General features: G+C 61.8%; 20 protein-coding genes. 6 read left to right on the plus strand and 14 right to left on the minus strand.

The features are described 5' to 3' along the window. Positions 1–152: 152 nt before the first annotated feature. The 3 genes from pqqA (at position 153) to KJQ96_RS41710 (ending at position 1,857) form a co-directional block, all read left to right on the plus strand. Positions 153–233, plus strand: a complete 81-nt coding sequence (gene pqqA / locus KJQ96_RS03715) for a pyrroloquinoline quinone precursor peptide PqqA (protein ID WP_035728097.1) — start codon at positions 153–155, stop codon at positions 231–233. Positions 234–536: 303 nt separating this feature from the next. Beyond that, complete coding sequence (locus KJQ96_RS03720; RefSeq protein ID WP_213285349.1) at positions 537–1,397, plus strand: hypothetical protein; 861 nt, start codon at positions 537–539, stop codon at positions 1,395–1,397. A 223-nt stretch (positions 1,398–1,620) separates the two neighbouring features. Beyond that, complete coding sequence (locus KJQ96_RS41710; RefSeq protein WP_309142359.1) at positions 1,621–1,857, plus strand: hypothetical protein; 237 nt, start codon at positions 1,621–1,623, stop codon at positions 1,855–1,857. A gap of 18 nt (positions 1,858–1,875) precedes the next feature. On the opposite strand, the gene KJQ96_RS03725 is transcribed toward KJQ96_RS41710, so the two are convergent. Genes KJQ96_RS03725 through KJQ96_RS03745 form a run of 5 tightly spaced genes read right to left on the minus strand, consistent with a single transcriptional unit; the run spans position 1,876 to position 5,529 of the window. After that, on the minus strand, positions 1,876–2,220 hold the full coding sequence (locus KJQ96_RS03725) for a hypothetical protein (protein WP_213285350.1): 345 nt from the start codon (positions 2,218–2,220) through the stop codon (positions 1,876–1,878). 34 nt (positions 2,221–2,254) lie between these two features. Continuing rightward, positions 2,255–3,049, minus strand: a complete 795-nt coding sequence (locus KJQ96_RS03730; RefSeq protein WP_213285351.1) for a pentapeptide repeat-containing protein — start codon at positions 3,047–3,049, stop codon at positions 2,255–2,257. Between the two features lie 48 nt (positions 3,050–3,097). After that, a complete protein-coding gene (locus KJQ96_RS03735; RefSeq protein WP_213285352.1) occupies positions 3,098–3,826 on the minus strand; it encodes an ABC transporter ATP-binding protein in 729 nt (242 codons plus the stop codon). Further along, on the minus strand, positions 3,816–4,553 hold the full coding sequence (locus KJQ96_RS03740) for an ABC transporter permease (RefSeq protein WP_213285353.1): 738 nt from the start codon (positions 4,551–4,553) through the stop codon (positions 3,816–3,818). The genes KJQ96_RS03735 and KJQ96_RS03740 overlap by 11 nt, the downstream gene beginning before the upstream one ends. A gap of 1 nt (position 4,554) precedes the next feature. Beyond that, positions 4,555–5,529 (minus strand): ABC transporter substrate-binding protein, encoded by a 975-nt coding sequence (locus tag KJQ96_RS03745; RefSeq protein ID WP_213285354.1) that lies wholly within the window; start codon positions 5,527–5,529, stop codon positions 4,555–4,557. Between the two features lie 86 nt (positions 5,530–5,615). Between KJQ96_RS03745 and KJQ96_RS03750 the strand changes: the two genes are divergently transcribed. Beyond that, the gene (locus KJQ96_RS03750) at positions 5,616–5,975 is read left to right on the plus strand and encodes a hypothetical protein (RefSeq protein ID WP_213285355.1); all 360 of its coding nucleotides are present in this window, start codon (positions 5,616–5,618) and stop codon (positions 5,973–5,975) included. Positions 5,976–6,187: 212 nt separating this feature from the next. On the opposite strand, the gene KJQ96_RS03755 is transcribed toward KJQ96_RS03750, so the two are convergent. Both KJQ96_RS03755 and KJQ96_RS03760 read right to left on the minus strand, forming a co-directional pair. After that, positions 6,188–7,006: a quinoprotein dehydrogenase-associated SoxYZ-like carrier gene (locus KJQ96_RS03755; RefSeq protein WP_213285356.1), complete on the minus strand. Its 819-nt coding sequence runs from the start codon at positions 7,004–7,006 to the stop codon at positions 6,188–6,190. Positions 7,007–7,062: 56 nt separating this feature from the next. Continuing rightward, on the minus strand, positions 7,063–7,989 hold the full coding sequence (locus KJQ96_RS03760; RefSeq protein ID WP_213285357.1) for a quinoprotein relay system zinc metallohydrolase 2: 927 nt from the start codon (positions 7,987–7,989) through the stop codon (positions 7,063–7,065). Positions 7,990–8,222: 233 nt separating this feature from the next. Between KJQ96_RS03760 and KJQ96_RS03765 the strand changes: the two genes are divergently transcribed. Further along, positions 8,223–9,107 carry a substrate-binding domain-containing protein gene (locus KJQ96_RS03765; RefSeq protein ID WP_213285358.1) on the plus strand — a complete coding sequence of 295 codons (885 nt, stop codon included), beginning with the start codon at positions 8,223–8,225 and terminating at the stop codon, positions 9,105–9,107. After that, the gene (locus tag KJQ96_RS03770; protein WP_213285359.1) at positions 9,104–9,679 is read left to right on the plus strand and encodes a PQQ-dependent catabolism-associated CXXCW motif protein; all 576 of its coding nucleotides are present in this window, start codon (positions 9,104–9,106) and stop codon (positions 9,677–9,679) included. The genes KJQ96_RS03765 and KJQ96_RS03770 overlap by 4 nt, the downstream gene beginning before the upstream one ends. A 3-nt stretch (positions 9,680–9,682) precedes the next feature. On the opposite strand, the gene KJQ96_RS03775 is transcribed toward KJQ96_RS03770, so the two are convergent. The 7 genes from KJQ96_RS03775 to KJQ96_RS03805 all read right to left on the minus strand — a co-directional run bounded on the left by KJQ96_RS03775 (position 9,683) and on the right by KJQ96_RS03805 (position 15,737). Continuing rightward, positions 9,683–10,297 carry a hypothetical protein gene (locus KJQ96_RS03775; RefSeq protein WP_213285360.1) on the minus strand — a complete coding sequence of 205 codons (615 nt, stop codon included), beginning with the start codon at positions 10,295–10,297 and terminating at the stop codon, positions 9,683–9,685. Then, positions 10,294–11,142 (minus strand): ABC transporter permease, encoded by an 849-nt coding sequence (locus KJQ96_RS03780; protein WP_213285361.1) that lies wholly within the window; start codon positions 11,140–11,142, stop codon positions 10,294–10,296. Before KJQ96_RS03780 ends, KJQ96_RS03775 begins: the two co-directional genes overlap by 4 nt. Beyond that, positions 11,139–11,888, minus strand: coding sequence for an ABC transporter ATP-binding protein (locus KJQ96_RS03785; RefSeq protein WP_213285506.1), 750 nt, complete (start codon positions 11,886–11,888; stop codon positions 11,139–11,141). Before KJQ96_RS03785 ends, KJQ96_RS03780 begins: the two co-directional genes overlap by 4 nt. Before the next feature lie 68 nt (positions 11,889–11,956). Continuing rightward, positions 11,957–12,961 (minus strand): YVTN family beta-propeller repeat protein, encoded by a 1,005-nt coding sequence (locus KJQ96_RS03790; protein WP_213285362.1) that lies wholly within the window; start codon positions 12,959–12,961, stop codon positions 11,957–11,959. Next, positions 12,946–14,127 (minus strand): ABC transporter substrate-binding protein, encoded by a 1,182-nt coding sequence (locus KJQ96_RS03795; protein WP_213285363.1) that lies wholly within the window; start codon positions 14,125–14,127, stop codon positions 12,946–12,948. The genes KJQ96_RS03790 and KJQ96_RS03795 overlap by 16 nt, the downstream gene beginning before the upstream one ends. Before the next feature lie 111 nt (positions 14,128–14,238). Then, on the minus strand, positions 14,239–15,084 hold the full coding sequence (gene fghA, locus KJQ96_RS03800; RefSeq protein WP_213285364.1) for an S-formylglutathione hydrolase: 846 nt from the start codon (positions 15,082–15,084) through the stop codon (positions 14,239–14,241). After that, on the minus strand, positions 15,081–15,737 hold the full coding sequence (locus KJQ96_RS03805) for a response regulator transcription factor (RefSeq protein ID WP_213285365.1): 657 nt from the start codon (positions 15,735–15,737) through the stop codon (positions 15,081–15,083). Before KJQ96_RS03805 ends, fghA begins: the two co-directional genes overlap by 4 nt. Between the last annotated feature and the right edge of the window lie 79 nt (positions 15,738–15,816).

The following is a 15,816-nucleotide window of genomic DNA, read 5'->3' on the forward strand; positions in this document are numbered from 1 at the left end:
GAGGGAAGTAGGCTTGCCCAAGAGCGAACTTCTTCCTTCGGAGATGGTGCGCATAGCGCGGCCTTCGACCTTCCGTACTTGCGCTCCGTCCACGGTGACCCTAGTTTTCGTCCCGGCACGACGTCGTGTCAGCACTGCTTGGGAGGACCCTGATGAGTTGGAAAACTCCGAAGATTGTGGAAGTGTCGGTGGGCATGGAAATCAACATGTACGCCTGCGCGGCGCGTAAATAGACGCGTCGAAGCGGTCTGCCTGGCTCCGGCACCAGCATGTTGCTGCGGGCCGGGCAGGCTGTTCAACTACCGCGAAGTGCTCTGTCGCTTGCACCAAGCGTGAGCCCGCGGATCCTGCCAAAGCCAGCGGGATCTTCCGTGGGCGGCCGACGGTGGCGATGCAGCCGAGTTTCTGCGCTGCTCCACCTGCATTCCGTGTCTTCCCATGGCTCGCGGACGGTCGCCGCATCGTGCTAGGGTATGCCCGGCCGGCACCGCCGGGAATCACCCGTTCAACCCATGACCCGCTGAATGCGAATGTCTATGCGTGCAAGGACCTTCCAGGCGGCGGTCGTGTCCTTTGCTGCGTTACTGCCGGCTTGTGGCTATGCCGAGGGCATCGACACCGAGCATCTGTTCGGCTTTATGATCGGGACCAATGTCGGCAATGTCGGCGAACGGGAGTTTCAGAGCGAGACGACCGGGCGCTTCGGCAGAAACGGAGGTGCTTACCGGGCGGTTGGCCAGGAGTTTGAACTGGAGTTTGTGCCGGCCCGGAATTATAGAATCGAGGTCGGAAGCACGTTTGCGTCGCATCTGATCAGTAGCGTGCCGGGCATTGACGACCAGCGCCGGCTGTCATGGCAGGGTGGGTCGATCGATTTGCGCTACCGCTTTCTCGATCGGGAAACGGCACCATTCGGAGTTACGTTCGCGACGGAAGCGCACGTGCATCGTGTCGAGGAGACGACCGCTGAAGCGGTCCGGAGTTTCGGGACTGAATTCAGGCTGGCGTTCGATCGCGAGCTCGTACCGAACCGCGTCGTCGCAGCGTTCAACCTGATCTACGAACCAGAGTGGACACGATTGATCGGCAGTGGCGCGATGGAGCGGGAGTCCACCGCCGGCACGGCGCTTGGGGTCATGGCACAGTTGCGTCCCGGTTTCTTGCTAGGCGGAGAGGCGCGTTACCTGCGAAAATATGAGGGGATCAGTCTGGACAAACTTGCAGGGCAGGCGTTGTTTGTCGGTCCGACCGCATATTTCCAGTTGTCGAAAAGCTCGCGGCTGACCGCGAGCTGGAGCTTGCAAGCATGGGGGCGTCCGGCGGGGTCGACGGCCGGCCTTGATCTCGTCAATTTCGAACGTCACCAGGCGCGACTGGTATTTGGCGTCAACTTTTAGAGCGTTTTCCAGCGAAGGGGACACCGGCTCGCGTCAAGAAAACGCGTCAAAACAAGAATCTAGAGCCCGGTTCTGATTCAATCAGAACCGAAAAGGCTCTAGGGCTGGCGGCTGCGCGCATAGCCCGAGTTCCGACTGTTTCACGGGGTAGTGAAACGTCAGGCCATCCATTGCCGTAGCTCTTTGCGTTATCTGTTCGGGAACAATGCAAGGGATATCAGATATGACTCCAATAGATTTGGTCGTGACCGTTTGTGCGGTGCTCTCGCCCACCACTTGCGAGGAAACCCATTTGGTCTTTTCTTCAAATGCTTCGTTGCGGCAATGTGCCATGAACGCGCAGCCCTACATCGCGCAGTGGATTGGCGAACACCCGAAATGGACCGCGGTCAAGTGGCGCTGCGAATATCCAGGCACCAATCGAAAGGCATCCGGCGACGCCACGTGGTCGGCAGGCTGAATGGTCGTCCAGCGGCGGCTATTTGTTACAGTCCGTTAAATCCTTGTCTGCGATCGAAAACACGGCGTCAGCCTTGATTTCGACGTCGCGAACGAAGCAGTGCTTTGAGCCGCGATAGCCGACCTTGGCATCATAACGTCCCGGCTCCACGCCCGTAATGCGCAGGCGTTCGTCGTGGTCGACTTCTTTGTCCTTGTCGTTAAGGGTGAGATTGGGACCCCAATTGTTCTTGCCGGGCGGGGAAAGCTGAAACTCGGAAATGGTCGCCGTCGTAAGATTCCACAACCGGATGCCTTTTCCCTGCGCGACCACCTCGTTGGCGCTCGTTGACAGCAGTGCCACCAAAGCCAGTATCCATCGCATCGGTCATCCTTTCGTCGCGGAGCGCCTGGAGCCGTCATTGCCTGATCAGACGGTCTCGATTTTTGATTTTATCGAAGTTTCTTGCCCGATCGAGACCGATCGGGGCGATCAATCGGGCCGTATCGAGATCGGCACCGTCGAAATCGGTATCGACGACGGTGATGCTGGTCAGGTCGGCTCCACCCAGTTGGGCACCCTTGAGAGAAGCGCCGGTGAGGTCGCCGCTCTTCAGCACCGCAAATTCGAGATCGACGCGAGACAGATCGGCGCCGCGCGCGTTCAGGCGTTCCAGATTGGCCGATTTCAGCACAGCGCGCATCAGGCCCATCGATTGGTTGCGCATGTCGGCACCGAGATTTGCGCCCGCGATCGAAGCACCGACGAGGCTCGCACCGGTGAGATCGGCAGCGACGCGTGCTCCCGAAAGATCGGCGCCGTCGAGGCGGGCGCGAGCCATCTGCGAAGCGAACAGATTTGCGTTCCTGAGGCTTGCGCCGGTCAGGTCGGCTCCGACTAGCCATGCCTGGTCGAGGATTGCGCGGTCGAGCCTAGCGCCGGCGAGCTTTGTCTTGTTGAGCCGGGCCGCGCGGAAAGTTGCGCCGGACAGGTTGAGTCCCGACAGGTCCAGGCCGGATAATCTCTTCCCGGTGAAATCGGCGGGTGCGGCGATGGTCGCCGCAGCGAGCGCGGCCTCAACCTCTCCGCGGGTCAATTCGGCCGAGACCATATCGGGCGACGACAGGTCAATATGACGCATCATGTCCTGGGCCGTTGCCGTCATCGCCACAAGAGCAAGACCGAGCGCTGCAGTTCCGATCGAGCGTTTCATCGTCAACCCCAACCGATCACGCATCCTAGCACCGGCCCAGGGTACTGCCTATGACCCATCCTGCCTGGTGGGACAGCTATCGATCCGCCGCATGATTTCGGATTTGATTGCGGCGATCTCGACCTCTCCGCGTGCGCCTCGCGGCATACGGATAGGCAGGTCCGCGAGAACCCGGGCCGGGCGCGGCGACAGCAGGATCACGCGATCGCCGAGACGAACCGCGTCGTCTACATCATGGGTGACCAGCAGCGTTATCACGGGGCGACCGTCCACCAACATGGCGATCTCATCGCGCAGGCGGCTCGCAAGGGCGGTATCGAGCGAGGCTAGCGGTTCGTCGAGAATGAGCAACTCCGGCTCGACGGCGAAGGCGCGGGCAAGTGCAACGCGCCGCGCGAGGCCGAGCGATAACTCGCCGGGAAAATGGTTGCGATGTGCCTTCAGCTCCAGAATTTCGAAGAGCGCTGAAAGCTTCGGCTCATCGGCGAGAGGCGCGGCAAGTCGCACATTTTCCTCGACCGACCGCCACGGCAACAGCCGCGGCTCCTGGAATACGAAGCCAATCCGCGCGCCGGCGGGTCGCGAGACGCGCCCCTGAAAGTCGGGGTCGAGGCCGGCGATGATCCGAAGCATCGTACTCTTGCCGCACCCGGACGGGCCGACCAATACACCAACCTCTCCTGCATTAAGCGCAAAGGCGACGCCCGAGATCACGTCGTGCTGTTCGCCCGCCGCGCTCTTGAACGTCTTGCTGGCGATTTCGACCTCAAGCCGCACGGGGACGCCACCGGGATGACCGGGCCTCAAACGGCTGCACCAACAAGGTTTCAATGAGGAGCACGACCGCGGCGAAGCTCAGCGAGTAGGCAAGCAACAGGGGAATGTCGAATAGCTGGAACGCCACGCCAATCTCGAAACCGACACCATTTGGACGTCCAAGCAATTCCGCAACAAGTACGATCTTCCAGACCAGGGAAAGTCCTGATCGTGCCGCGGCTGCGATGTAGGGCGACAGTTGCGGCAAAATGACGTGTCGAAACCTGCTCCAACGAGGCAACGCGAACACCGTCGCCATTTCGTCCAGCGCCGCGTCGAGGGTACGCGCGCCCTCACGCAGCGTCACGACGGCTGTCGGGAGCTTGTTGATGGCGATTGCCGCAATTGCAGCGACTTCAGTCAATCCGGCCCAGATGTAGGCGAGCACGATCACCACGAGCGCCGGCAGATTGAGCAGTAGGATCAGCCAGGGGTCGCCAAGCCGATCGGCAAGCCGCACCCGGCCCATCAGGTATCCGATGGCCGCGCCCAGTGCCATCGCTAGCGTGAAGGCGAGCGCAACGCGCGCTAATGTCGCGCCGAGATGGAAGAACAGGTTGCCCGACCTGGCTTCCGCGATCATGGCCGTGAGCACGGTTGGCGGAGGTGGCAGCTTTGCGTTACCGGCAAACAGCGAAGCGATCCACCAGATTGCGACGAACACCGCGAATGACAGCAGGCGTGCCACCTCAATCTCCCGGGATCGCGTGATAAAATGTTCCGGCATCCAGTTCAGGCGCTGGCCCGACAAGTTCACGGCCGCCGATTTCAGCCAGCACGCGGTAGAGAATGCGTGCGTCGGCTTCCTCGTCGGCGATCGGACGTCGCGGAATTCCCTCTCGATAGCGATCACGATAGGCGCGCAACGTTGCGGCGTCTGGAGCGCCGGTCAGTGACGCAATTTTCTCCCACTCGGCATCCGAGGTCGCCAGAATCTCCTTCGCCGCGCGGGTCATGGCGATGAAGCGGGCAATTTTGTCCTGGTTTGCATTCGCCCATGTTTCGTCGAAGACGTATCCGAGCATCGCGGTGCGGCCTTTGGCGCCCAGTTTCGGCAGCAGGTCCTCGATGCCGGCGATGCGGCGGAAGCCTTTTGCTTCCAGTGCCGCACAGAAATTCCAGTAGTTCACGGTCGCATCCATTTCGCCGCCGAGCGTCTTGGCCGCCAGCAGCGGTGGCGCGCCGTAAGCGATTGTCGCGTCCGACTTCAGGTCGATGCCGCCCTGTTTCAACCATGCCAAAAGCAGCAGCCAGTTCTTGTCGATCGGCCCGCCCGCGACGGCAAGCTTGCGGCCCTTGAGATCGGCCAAGGTCTGGATCGGTGATGAGCCGGGGACCATCACGGCGCCGAGCGCGCTCGAATAGGGGTAGAATGTCAGCTTGGCGCCAAGCACGCGTTCGCGCGACACCCAAAGCCAGTCGGTGACCACAATGTCCGCATTCCCGGCGCGAAGCGCAATCTTGCCCGCCTCGGGGCTCGCCAGTTCGAGAACCTCAACGGAAAGATTAGCCTGCTTGTCTAGACCGTGCGCGCGGATCACTGCAAGTTCCCAGGCGAATGTTCCGGTCTTCTGCACCGCAACGCGTAAGGCCTCGGCGCTGCAGCACGTGCCCAGCGAGACCAAGACAATCGTAACGAGCAGCGTGCGAACAAAATGCGTCATGGTGCCTTGAGCCGTATCCTTGAACGTCTGCTTTTCAGCCGGCCAGTCATAGCATAGCTTCCACGGTTAACAGCGGGAGGAAGACGATGACGCTTGTCGGATGGGTACGACGTATTGTCGCCGCGTTGACAGCGCTGATTGCGGTTACAGTGGTCGCGCACGCCCAGGACATCAATGATTATCCGACGTCGGCGCGCGTTGAATACGCGTTTGGCTGTTTGAAAGCGAATGGCGAGACGCGGCAAGCGATCGAGCAATGCTCCTGTTCGATCGATGTTATCGCATCGCTCGTGCCCTATGAGCGCTACGTCACGGCCGAAACCGTGCTCAGCATGTCGCAGGTCCGGAGCGACCTGGGCGGCCCGTTCCGCACGTCGCAGCAGGCGGCAAGCGCCCTCAACGAGCTCCGGCGCGCCCAGGCGGAAGCGGAAGTGCGCTGCTTCTGAAGGCGAAACGGCCGCCGCTTCGAAGACGCGTCAGGGGCAGAGTAGCATCCGTGTCCCGGACGCGGAGCAGCGCGACAGAGCTGCTCCGCAGAGCCGGGACCCATTGCGGACATTGCACGCGCTGGCGACATGGCCCCGGCTCTACAGCGCATCACTCCGTGCTGCGCTGCGTCCGGGGCACGAGAGAAACGGCTGACGCCTGATAGTCGGTATCAAGTCCCCGAATCTTCCACCTTCCATTCGCGCTGGAAGACGTGCCCCTCGGTATCTTTTGCTTCGGCGCGGAAACGTTTCGCGCCATTGGAGACATAGGTGAATCTGATATTGGGGTCCTCTGAAATGGAAATGCCGCCTTCCATCGTCAACACCAGGCTGTCATCCTGCCAGAGCCGCAGTTCATTGATGAAGAAGGCCGGGACATACAGGTGCGTGACCTGGTCCATCTGCAAGCCGGAATTGTTGGGGTGGCCGATCATGATCTGGGCCTCGCGCGCGCCACTGGCCGGGCCTTCGCCGGTCTTCGCGAACTGCCGATAACGCATCTGGCCGAGCCTGGCCTTGGCCTCGTCGGCGTTTTTGGCGGCAGGCGCCGAACAGCCGCCGGAGGCCTTTACATAGGTTTTGGTCATGTAAAGTTTGCCGTCGCTGAGTTCGGCGACCGCGCGGACGTCGGTGTAATTGTTGACGCGGACGCGGGTGGAGATTTCCGAGACGTTGGCGTTCGGCCCAAGCTGGAACTTCGCCGCCATCGGCGCGGGATTCTGGTCGATGACCAGCGTAATGCTCAGCACCTGTCGGCTATCGCCGGCCGCAAGTTTCGTTCGCAAGGTCACCGGGACGATCGCGGCATCCTCGGCACGCGACGGCATTTCGATGCCGATCACGTCGCTACCATCGTTCATCGGACGACCGTTGAAGATGTCCTGCACCAGGCCGGGCCAGAGGTCGCGTGTCTCCGCCGCGAGCGCCATCGGTGCGCCGCAGAGTAGCAAACCAACGACGCCGAAGAGGCGGAACAGATATCCGGACATGGTCACGACCTTCGCGCGGATGGAAGCAACGCACGCAATATAGGGCAATGCGCATGCTATTCCCATTCAATTTCCGAAAATGCTGCGGTTGCGTTGCGGGCGTTGAAGTCGTCGAACAATTCCCATCGGGATCGCTCGGAGTTTGCTGCAGTATCCGCCGCTGCCCCTATCGGTTCGCCGCGGGCGATGAGCCCGCGTACGTCCGAGGCCAGCGTTTCGAGATAACGGCGCTGGTCGGCGAGGGCGGCCGGCCATCGGCTCACGGGACCGTGACCAGGAACCACGCGCTCCGCAGGCAAGGCGCCGAGCTCACCGATGACGGACAGCCAGCCGCGGATGCTGCCGTCCAGCACGGGCGTGTGGGCCAAGAACACGAGGTCGCCCGCGAACAGGGTGCCGGTCTCGTCATCTAGCACGGTGAGATCGCAATCGCTGTGCGCGGCAGGCCACGCCCGTACGATAAGGATTCGTCCGCCGAGATCGAGCTGGAGCGTGCCGCTGACGAGCAGCGTCGGGGGCACGATGCGTATTTCGTCGATCAATTGATCACCCATCGTGCGGCGAAATGCGTCGAGATAGAATTGACCGCGCGCCGCCAGCGCACGCGGCAGGTTCGCGTGGCCGACAAACGTCGTTCCGTCCTGCACGAAAGCGCCGTTGCCGAAGACGTGATCGGGGTGGCCGTGCGTATTGATGACGTAGCGGATCGGCTTGTCGGTCCGGGCGCGAATGGCGGCCAGCAACTGCCGTCCCCCGCGAAGGCTGCCGCCGGTATCGATCACCGCGACGGCATCCTGGCCAACGATGAACCCGACATTGGCGATCGCACCGGCGTTCTCGCGCGTCATCTGCGCGGTTTGGCCGTTGTGTACGAATACGCCATTCGCAATGGAGTTGACGGGCAGCTCCTGTTGCTGCGCGAAGGAAGCGGTGATCGTCGCGATCATCGCGAGCGCGGCAAGGATCCAGGCGGGATGAGCCATAATTCGGCCTTCGTCTCTCCACGAAGCGCAGCCGGCAATTCAGCGTTTCATCGATGCCGCGTTTGCGTCGCAGCACGGGCGGCGAGTTCGCCGGGATTATTCCTGTTGCGCGCCCCAATTGACAAGCATAGCATTTTGCGTGTCTGCGGCTTCTACGGAACTTCATTCGTCGAGGTTGCCGATATCTTTTGCGAGTTGGCAACAATAGCGAGCCGGAAGTGCTGCAGCTTTCGATGACATGTGCCAGACAGAAGCGCTGGCTGGCGATTTCAAGTTTGGTGATGCTCGCGGCGTTTTTCGGGCGCGATGTTGCGCGCGCGCAGATCAAGGAAGGCGGCGATCTGTCGATTGAGCTCGTCGATCCCAAGGTGCTGCGCGTCTGTGCCGATCCGCACAATTTGCCGTTTTCCAACGACAAGGGCGAGGGGTTCGAGAACAAGCTCGCCGAACTGTTCGCCGAGAAGCTGAACAAGAAACTGGACTACATGTACTTCCCGCAGGCTACGGGCTTCGTCCGGATGACGCTTGGCGCCCATCGTTGCGACGTCATCATGGGCTTCCCACAGGGAGATGACCTCGTTCAGGGCACCAATCCCTATTACCGCACCGCCTACGCGCTGGTCGCCAAGAAGGGCAGTGGCCTCGACGAAGTGACCACGCTGGAAGACGAGCGTCTCAAGGGCAAGCACATCGGCATCGTGGCCGGAACACCGCCTGCCACGAATATGGCGGTCAACGGCCTGATGGCGAATGCCAAACCGTATCAGTTGATGGTCGATACCCGTTTGGATTCGTCAGCGGAGGCGATGATAGCCGACCTGAAGTCGGGGAAGATCGACGCCGGCATTCTCTGGGGGCCAATGGCAGGCTTCTATGCGAAAAAGGCGGACCCGCCGCTCCATGTCACGCCCCTCGTGAAGGAAAAGACAGGTCCTCGATTGGCGTACCGTATCGGCATGGGAGTGCGTGCCGCCGACCAGAACTGGAAGCGGCAGCTCAATCGCCTGATCCAGGAAAACCAGCCGGCCGTCAACAAGATACTGCTGGACTTCGGCGTTCCCTTGCTCGACGAGAATGACCGACCGATCGGCGCGGAGACGGCAACCAAAACGCCATGAGAGCAGCGCTCGCAGGCCTGATCCTTGCGACATTCCCATTCATCGTCTCGACCTTCGCGCAGGAGAGGCCTCCCGAGCCCGACGGGTACCGCATGGAAGACTACCGTGCGCCCGTTCCCGCGACCCTTGCCGGCGTACGCGTGCTGACCACCGCAGAGGCCGAGGCGATCTGGCGCGCCAAGGCCGGAGCATTCATCGACGTCATGCCTCGCGCGCCGAAGCCGCAGAATCTTCCCGAAGGCACCATCTGGCGCGACAAGCCGCGGCTCAACATTCCCGGCAGCGTGTGGCTGCCGGACACCGGCTACGGAAAGCTCGCGGCCGTAACGGAAGACGATCTGCAGCGCGGGCTTGCCCGCGCGACGGCCGGCAACAAGGCCGCGCTGCTGGTGATCTACTGCCTTGCGGATTGCTGGATGTCCTGGAACGCCGCCAAGCGCATCCTCACTTACGGCTATTCCAACGTGGCGTGGTATCCTGACGGGACTGATGGCTGGGAACGGGCCGGTCTGGCGCTGGTGGAGTCGCAACCGGAGCCGCGGACAGGCGAGGAGATCGCATCGCCGCGTTAGCGACTACTCGATCTCCTGCTGAATCGTTCGTCCGAGGGCGAACAGCCGCTGGTCGATCGCCGTCGGCACCTCGCAGACGAATTTGATGACGTTCCGCCGGTCTTCGAAGATGCGCGTTTGCCAGATGACCTGATTTGAGAGCTCGTCGATCTTCGCTTGGTTGGGTGGGGTTTCGCCTTGCAGCGCTTGCAAGGCCAGCGTGTCGCTGCGGATTTTATCCGCTGCCTCGCGCTGTTTGCGGGTGACGCGCTCCAGCCCGTTCATAACCTGGGAGCGTTGGACATTGAGAGATTCGAACAGGCCGGCAAACAGCAGTTTCCCGCTTGCGGCCTTGTCGGCTGCACCGTTCAAATATTCCGTGATTGCCTTTTGCGCCTCCTCGAGCGGGGTCCGCCTTGCCGCGAGCTTCGCAACCAGCGCGCTGACCTTGGCATCGTCCTTCCACTTGCCGGAGACATCGTCGAGCGGCGGGCCTGCCCACACCGCGGCGACGGATATCTCGGGCACCTTGGCCTGCGTGCACGGCCAGTCCGGATAGCGCGGATCGGCGGCATGGCCGTACCCGCTCATGGCCGCGCCGGCAAGGAGGAGTACGGAGATCGCGATCCGGTATTTCATGTCTCGCCTCCGGCCGGGCCGCGGCGGATCAGACCACGCGATGGATCGTAGGCGAGGATGGCGCCGATCATGAAGGCGATCGTGCAGCCTCCCACCACTGCGAGCGCGATCCAGTTCATTTGCCCATACAGCGCAAAACGAATCAGCTCCACCGCATGCGTGAACGGATTGAACAGGCAGACATAATAGAGCATCGGGCTGCTCTCCAGGATGCGCCACAGCGGATAGAGCGCCGAGGAAGCAAAGAACATCGGAAAGATGACAAAGTTCATCACGCCCGCAAAGTTCTCGAGCTGTTTGATGCCGGACGAGATCAGCATGCCCAACGCCCCGAGCATCAGGCCAGAGAGGACCAGCGCCGGCAGCACCGTAAGATAGCCGGTCGGGGGCGCGGCGATATCCCAGAACCAGGCGATCAGCAGGAAGGCATAGACCTGAAGCAGCGAGACCGCGGTTCCCGCCAGAAGCTTGCAGGACAGGAGGAACCATCGCGGCAGCGGGCTCACCAGCAAGGTCCGCATATTGCCCATTTCGCGGTCGTAGACCATGGAAAGCGAGGACTGCATGCCGTTGAAAAGCTGGATCATCGCCATCAGCCCGGGCGCGATATAGACCTCGTAAAGAATGTAGGTCTCATATGGGGGGATGATGGAGAGGCCGAGCACCTGGCGGAAGCCGGCGGCGAAGATGAACAGCCACACCAGGGGGCGCACGAGCGCGGAGATGAAGCGTTCGCGCTGGTGCAGGAACCGAAGCGCCTCGCGCCACACAATGCCGTTCAAGCAGATCAGATATTCGGCCGCCGAGAAGCCGCGCTGGATTGGCGTCATGGCTGTCGATGTCATGACGTTGGACTCCCGCTCTGAGCAGTGGAGCCGGTCAGCCGCATGAACGCCGTGTTGATATCGCTGCCGGCAGCATCGGCGATGACCCGCGCCACTTTGCCCTGGGCCAATACGCGGCCCTGATGCAGCACGACGAGATCGTCGTTCGAACCGATCTCGTCGAACAGATGCGTCGCCCAAAGCACGCTTATTCCCTGTTCGGCAACGAGCTGCCGAACGTGGTTGAGGATGTCGGCGCGCGCCTTGACGTCGAGGCCGACCGTTGCCTCGTCGAGCAGGAGCAGGCGCGGGCGATGCAGCAGCGCTCGCGCGATTTCCAATCGTCGCATCTGGCCGCCGGAGAGATCGCGCACCTTGCTGCCGGCCCGGTCGGCAAGGCCGATGCGCGCAAGCACCTCACCGCTGCGCGCGCGGGCATCGCGCCTGCCGATGCCGTGCAAGGCGGCGTGATAAAGCAGATTCTGCGTCACCGAGAGGTCGAGATCGAGCGTACGGGGCTGAAACACCACGCCGAGCAGCCGCAAGGCTTCGCCTGGTGTCTGCGCGACGTCATGGCCGAAAATCCCGATACGTCCGTGCTGAATTCCGAACAGCCGTGTGATCAGCGAGAACAGGGTGCTCTTGCCGGCGCCGTTCAGGCCGAGCAACGCGGTGAAACTTGCCGGGGCGACCGAAAAGGCGATGTCGATCAGCGCGCGCCGGGTGCCATAGACATGGCTGACGCCTTCGATCGACAGCGCAGGCATCCCGACGGTATCGGGCCGGGGAGGGAAACCCTGCGTGCTCTGACCGGCGGAAAAGGCGTCAGTGGCCGTCATGGCTGTGCAATCGTCATACCCCAGGGCAGTTCGCCGACCTGGATCGTCTTGATCACCTTTTGGGCTGCGACATCGATCACCGAGACGTCGTTCGATACGCCATTGGTGGTCAGCAGATATTTCTCGTCCGGCGTGAATGCCATGTGCCAGACACGCTGGCCCACCAGCAGATATTTGGTGACCTTGTGGCTAACGGCGTCGACGACGGCGACGCGATTGGCCGGGCCGAGTGCGACGAAAGCGGTCTTGCCGTCCTTGGTCATGCCGATGCCGACCGGCTGGATGGCTTCACTTCGCAGGCCGGGAATTTCGAATGAAATCTTCTTCGTCACCTCCCGCTTGGCCGGGTCGATCACTGAAACAGTACCGCCGATCTCCGACGATACCCACACCTCGGAATTGTCACGTTTGAACTCGGCGTAGCGCGGGCGCGCATCGACTAGAACGTTGGCGACGATCTCGCGCGTCGTGGTGTCGATGAAATGCGCCATGTTGGTCGTCTCGGACGTATTGATCAGGATTTTGCCGTCCGGGCTGATCGCCATTCCCTCCGGTTCGACGCCGACCTGGATCTCGCCGAGACGGGCGCGCTTCTCGACGTCGATGATGGTCACCGTATTGTCGTTCTCATTGGCGACATAGAGAATCTTGCCGTCGGCATCGAGGGCGAACAGCTCGGGGTCCGGGCCGGAGGGCAGGGAGTCGACGACCTCCTGCTTCGCAACGTCGATGACCTGAATGCTGTCATCGTCGCCGACCGCGACGAACACAAACTTGCCGTCCCTGGTGAATTCGATGCCGCGTGGCCGCTGGCCGACCTTGATGGTCTTGGTGACGGTCCAACTGTTCGTATCGATCACCGATACGGTGTTGCTCTTCTCGTTGGACACATAGGCGATGAAGGCCGATGCGGGCGTCGCCGCCGCGAGCCATGCAGCCACCCCGAAAAGCAGGCAATGACGCCACATATGCAATCCATCCTCCTTCAATTCAGCTTGCATTTGGTTTCCGGCCGATCAACGCCAAGCGTGTCGAGCTCCGACACCTGATGCAGGAAACCCTCCTGCGGCGAAACCGAGACCACCATGCGTCCATCGACCAAAAGGATCGGCTGGCGAAGTTGCAAATTCCAGTCCCGCAGCGTCAACCGCCGGCCTTTGAACGCAGCAACGGAAAAGTCTTTCCCTCTAATAAAATCCGACACCACCTTTGGGTCGCCAGACTTCGTGCGCGACGCAGCTTCACCGACCATGCGTGCTGCCGTCCAGGCCTTCATGTCCAATGCGCTCATGTGTCGCGAGTTCAGTTTGGCAAATCGGTTCTGAATCTGGATCGCGCCCCACTGATCCTGTGCGGCGTGCCAACTGGTCGGAACGAGGCCCGCCGAGCCGGCAACCGGGCGCGGATCCCAGGTGCGGTAGGGCAGGTAGGACGCGAACACCTCGCTTTCGTCGGCTGCCACGAGGACGTCATAGGCGGGTGCTTGCTGGGTGAATACCGGAATTTGCCGCTGGATCAGTGTGACGCCACTGTCTGTGCGGCGCGCGCCGCCGGTATCTTCAAAGGTTCGCTCCTGAACGATCTTGGCGCCAAAGCGGGTGGCCGCGCGCCGCAGTGCGTCGGCGTAGAGCTTGTCCTGATCATGCGAGCCGACCACGAGCAACCAGCGCTTCCATTGCTTCCACACCAGATATTGCGCGAGCGCATCCGCAAGCATCGAGCGCGTCGGCGCAACATGGATCACGTTGCCGCGACAATCCTGCTCGCGCAGGCGATCGTCGATTGCTCCGGCGTTCAACAGCAACGTCCCACGTTCGCGAAGTGCGTTGGCGGCCTTCAGCAGGTCGTCTGCCGGAAGGTCGGCAATGATGAAGCCGGTGCGCTCGGCAAGCGCCGCGGCAGTCTTCGCGACGTCCTCATCGTCCTTGAGTCGGACCTCTTCCAGCGTGAAGCGCTGATTGAGGAACTTGCCCGTTGTGTTGTTGTCCTCGATGGCAAGGCGCGCGCCGGCAAACCCGTCGTTCTCCGCCGGCAGTTCGACGAGGGACAATTTCGCCTTGATGCCGGCGCGGCCAAGATAGCCGACGCCGATCTCGATGGGGGCGGCCGCGAGCACGGAGGTAGCTGCAATGCTCAAGCCGATCGCAGCGACCAAGCATCGGATCATGGCTTCTCCCTGACAGGTCTTCTCGATTTGGTATGGAAGACCTTTGGCTCGAACCATGACCGAATTGTCTGGGCTTGCAACTCAATTCTGTTGCGCCGACTTCGCGTCGTTTCAGCCCTTCAGGCGTGCGGCGTGCCAACGCAGATGATCGGCCATGAATGTGGAGATGAAGTAGTAGCTGTGGTCGTAGCCAGGCTGCCGGCGCAAGGTGAGGGGGATTTGGGCTCTCTCGCAGGTGCCTTGCAGCAGCTCCGGGCGGAGCTGTTCGGTTAGAAACTGATCGGCATCGCCATAGTCGACCAGCAGATCGGGTAATCTGGCGCCGTCCTCGATCAGGGCTACCGCATCGTGCTTGCGCCATGCTTGCCGGTCGCTGCCGAGATAGCCGCCGAGCGCCTTGATGCCCCATGGCACCTGCGAGGGAGCGACAATCGGCGCAAAGGCACTGGCAGCGCGGTAGCGGTCGGGATGGCGCAGGGCGATCGTCAGTGCGCCGTGGCCGCCCATGGAATGGCCAAGAATGGATTGCCGGCTTGCATCGACAGGAAAGTTTTCGGCGACCTGTTTTGGCAGTTCCTCCGTGACATAGCTCCACATGCGGTAATTGCGGGCGAACGGCTCCTGCGTCGCATCGACATAGAAGCCGGCGCCGAGCCCGAAATCGTAGGCATTGGCGGGATCGCCCGGCACGCCTTCGCCGCGCGGGCTGGTGTCGGGCGCAACAAAGATCAGGCCGAGTTCGGCGCAGGCGCTGCGGAATTCGCCCTTTTCCGTCACGTTGGCGTGGGTGCAGGTCAGGCCTGAGAGATACCAGACGACCGGCAGCTTGGTGCCGGCGGCGTGCGGAGGCACATACACCGAGAACGTCATGTCGGTCCGGGTTTCGCGGCTGGCGTGCCGGTAGACGCCTTGCGTTCCGCCATATGCCTTGTTCAGTGAAACCGTCTGCATGCTCATGGCCTTGCTACTCCGGCGCCGTGCGGCACGCTTATGCCAATGCCACTTTCGATTGCCAGCCGCACCAGTTCGGCGGAAGTTCGCACGCCGAGCTTTTGGCGCATGATCGAGGATGTGTTGGCAACGGTTTTGTACGAGGAATGAACCAGCCACGCGATCTCGGAAAGACTCTTGCCCGCGCTGAGCAGGCGCAGGATCTCCATCTCCCGCGAGGTGAGTTTTGCAAGCGGGCTGCGAGCGAAAGCGGGTCCGGCGAATGCGATGCTTCGCGCAATCGCGGAGGGCAGGTAGACCCCGCCCTTGCCGACTTCACGGATGGCCTCGACCAGATCCTGCGGATCGCCCGTTTTCGCGACATAGCCTTTGGCGCCGATCTCGATGGCGCGCGCGGCGAAGACCGGATCGTCGTTCATGCTGAACATGATGATTCGTGCCGACGCAGTTCGCGCAAGAATGCGCCGCGCCAGTTCAAACCCCGAGACGGTGGGAAGATTGATATCGATCACGCAGATGTCGGGGCGCTCAGTGACGAATACGCGTTCGCCGCTCTCCGCGTCGGCGGCCTCCAGCAGCACGACCTCCGGTTCGTCGGCAAATACGGTGCGGCAGCCCGAAGCAACGATGGGATGATCGTCGACGATCAGTACTCGCATGGCATAGATCCCCGATAGCTGCTTCGCTCGCGTTGTTGCATCGCGTCAAGCTGCATCGACATCGGCGCGAGCCGGTCAT

The sequence above is a fragment of the Bradyrhizobium sp. sGM-13 genome (assembly GCF_018398875.1).
Lineage (GTDB): Bacteria > Pseudomonadota > Alphaproteobacteria > Rhizobiales > Xanthobacteraceae > Bradyrhizobium.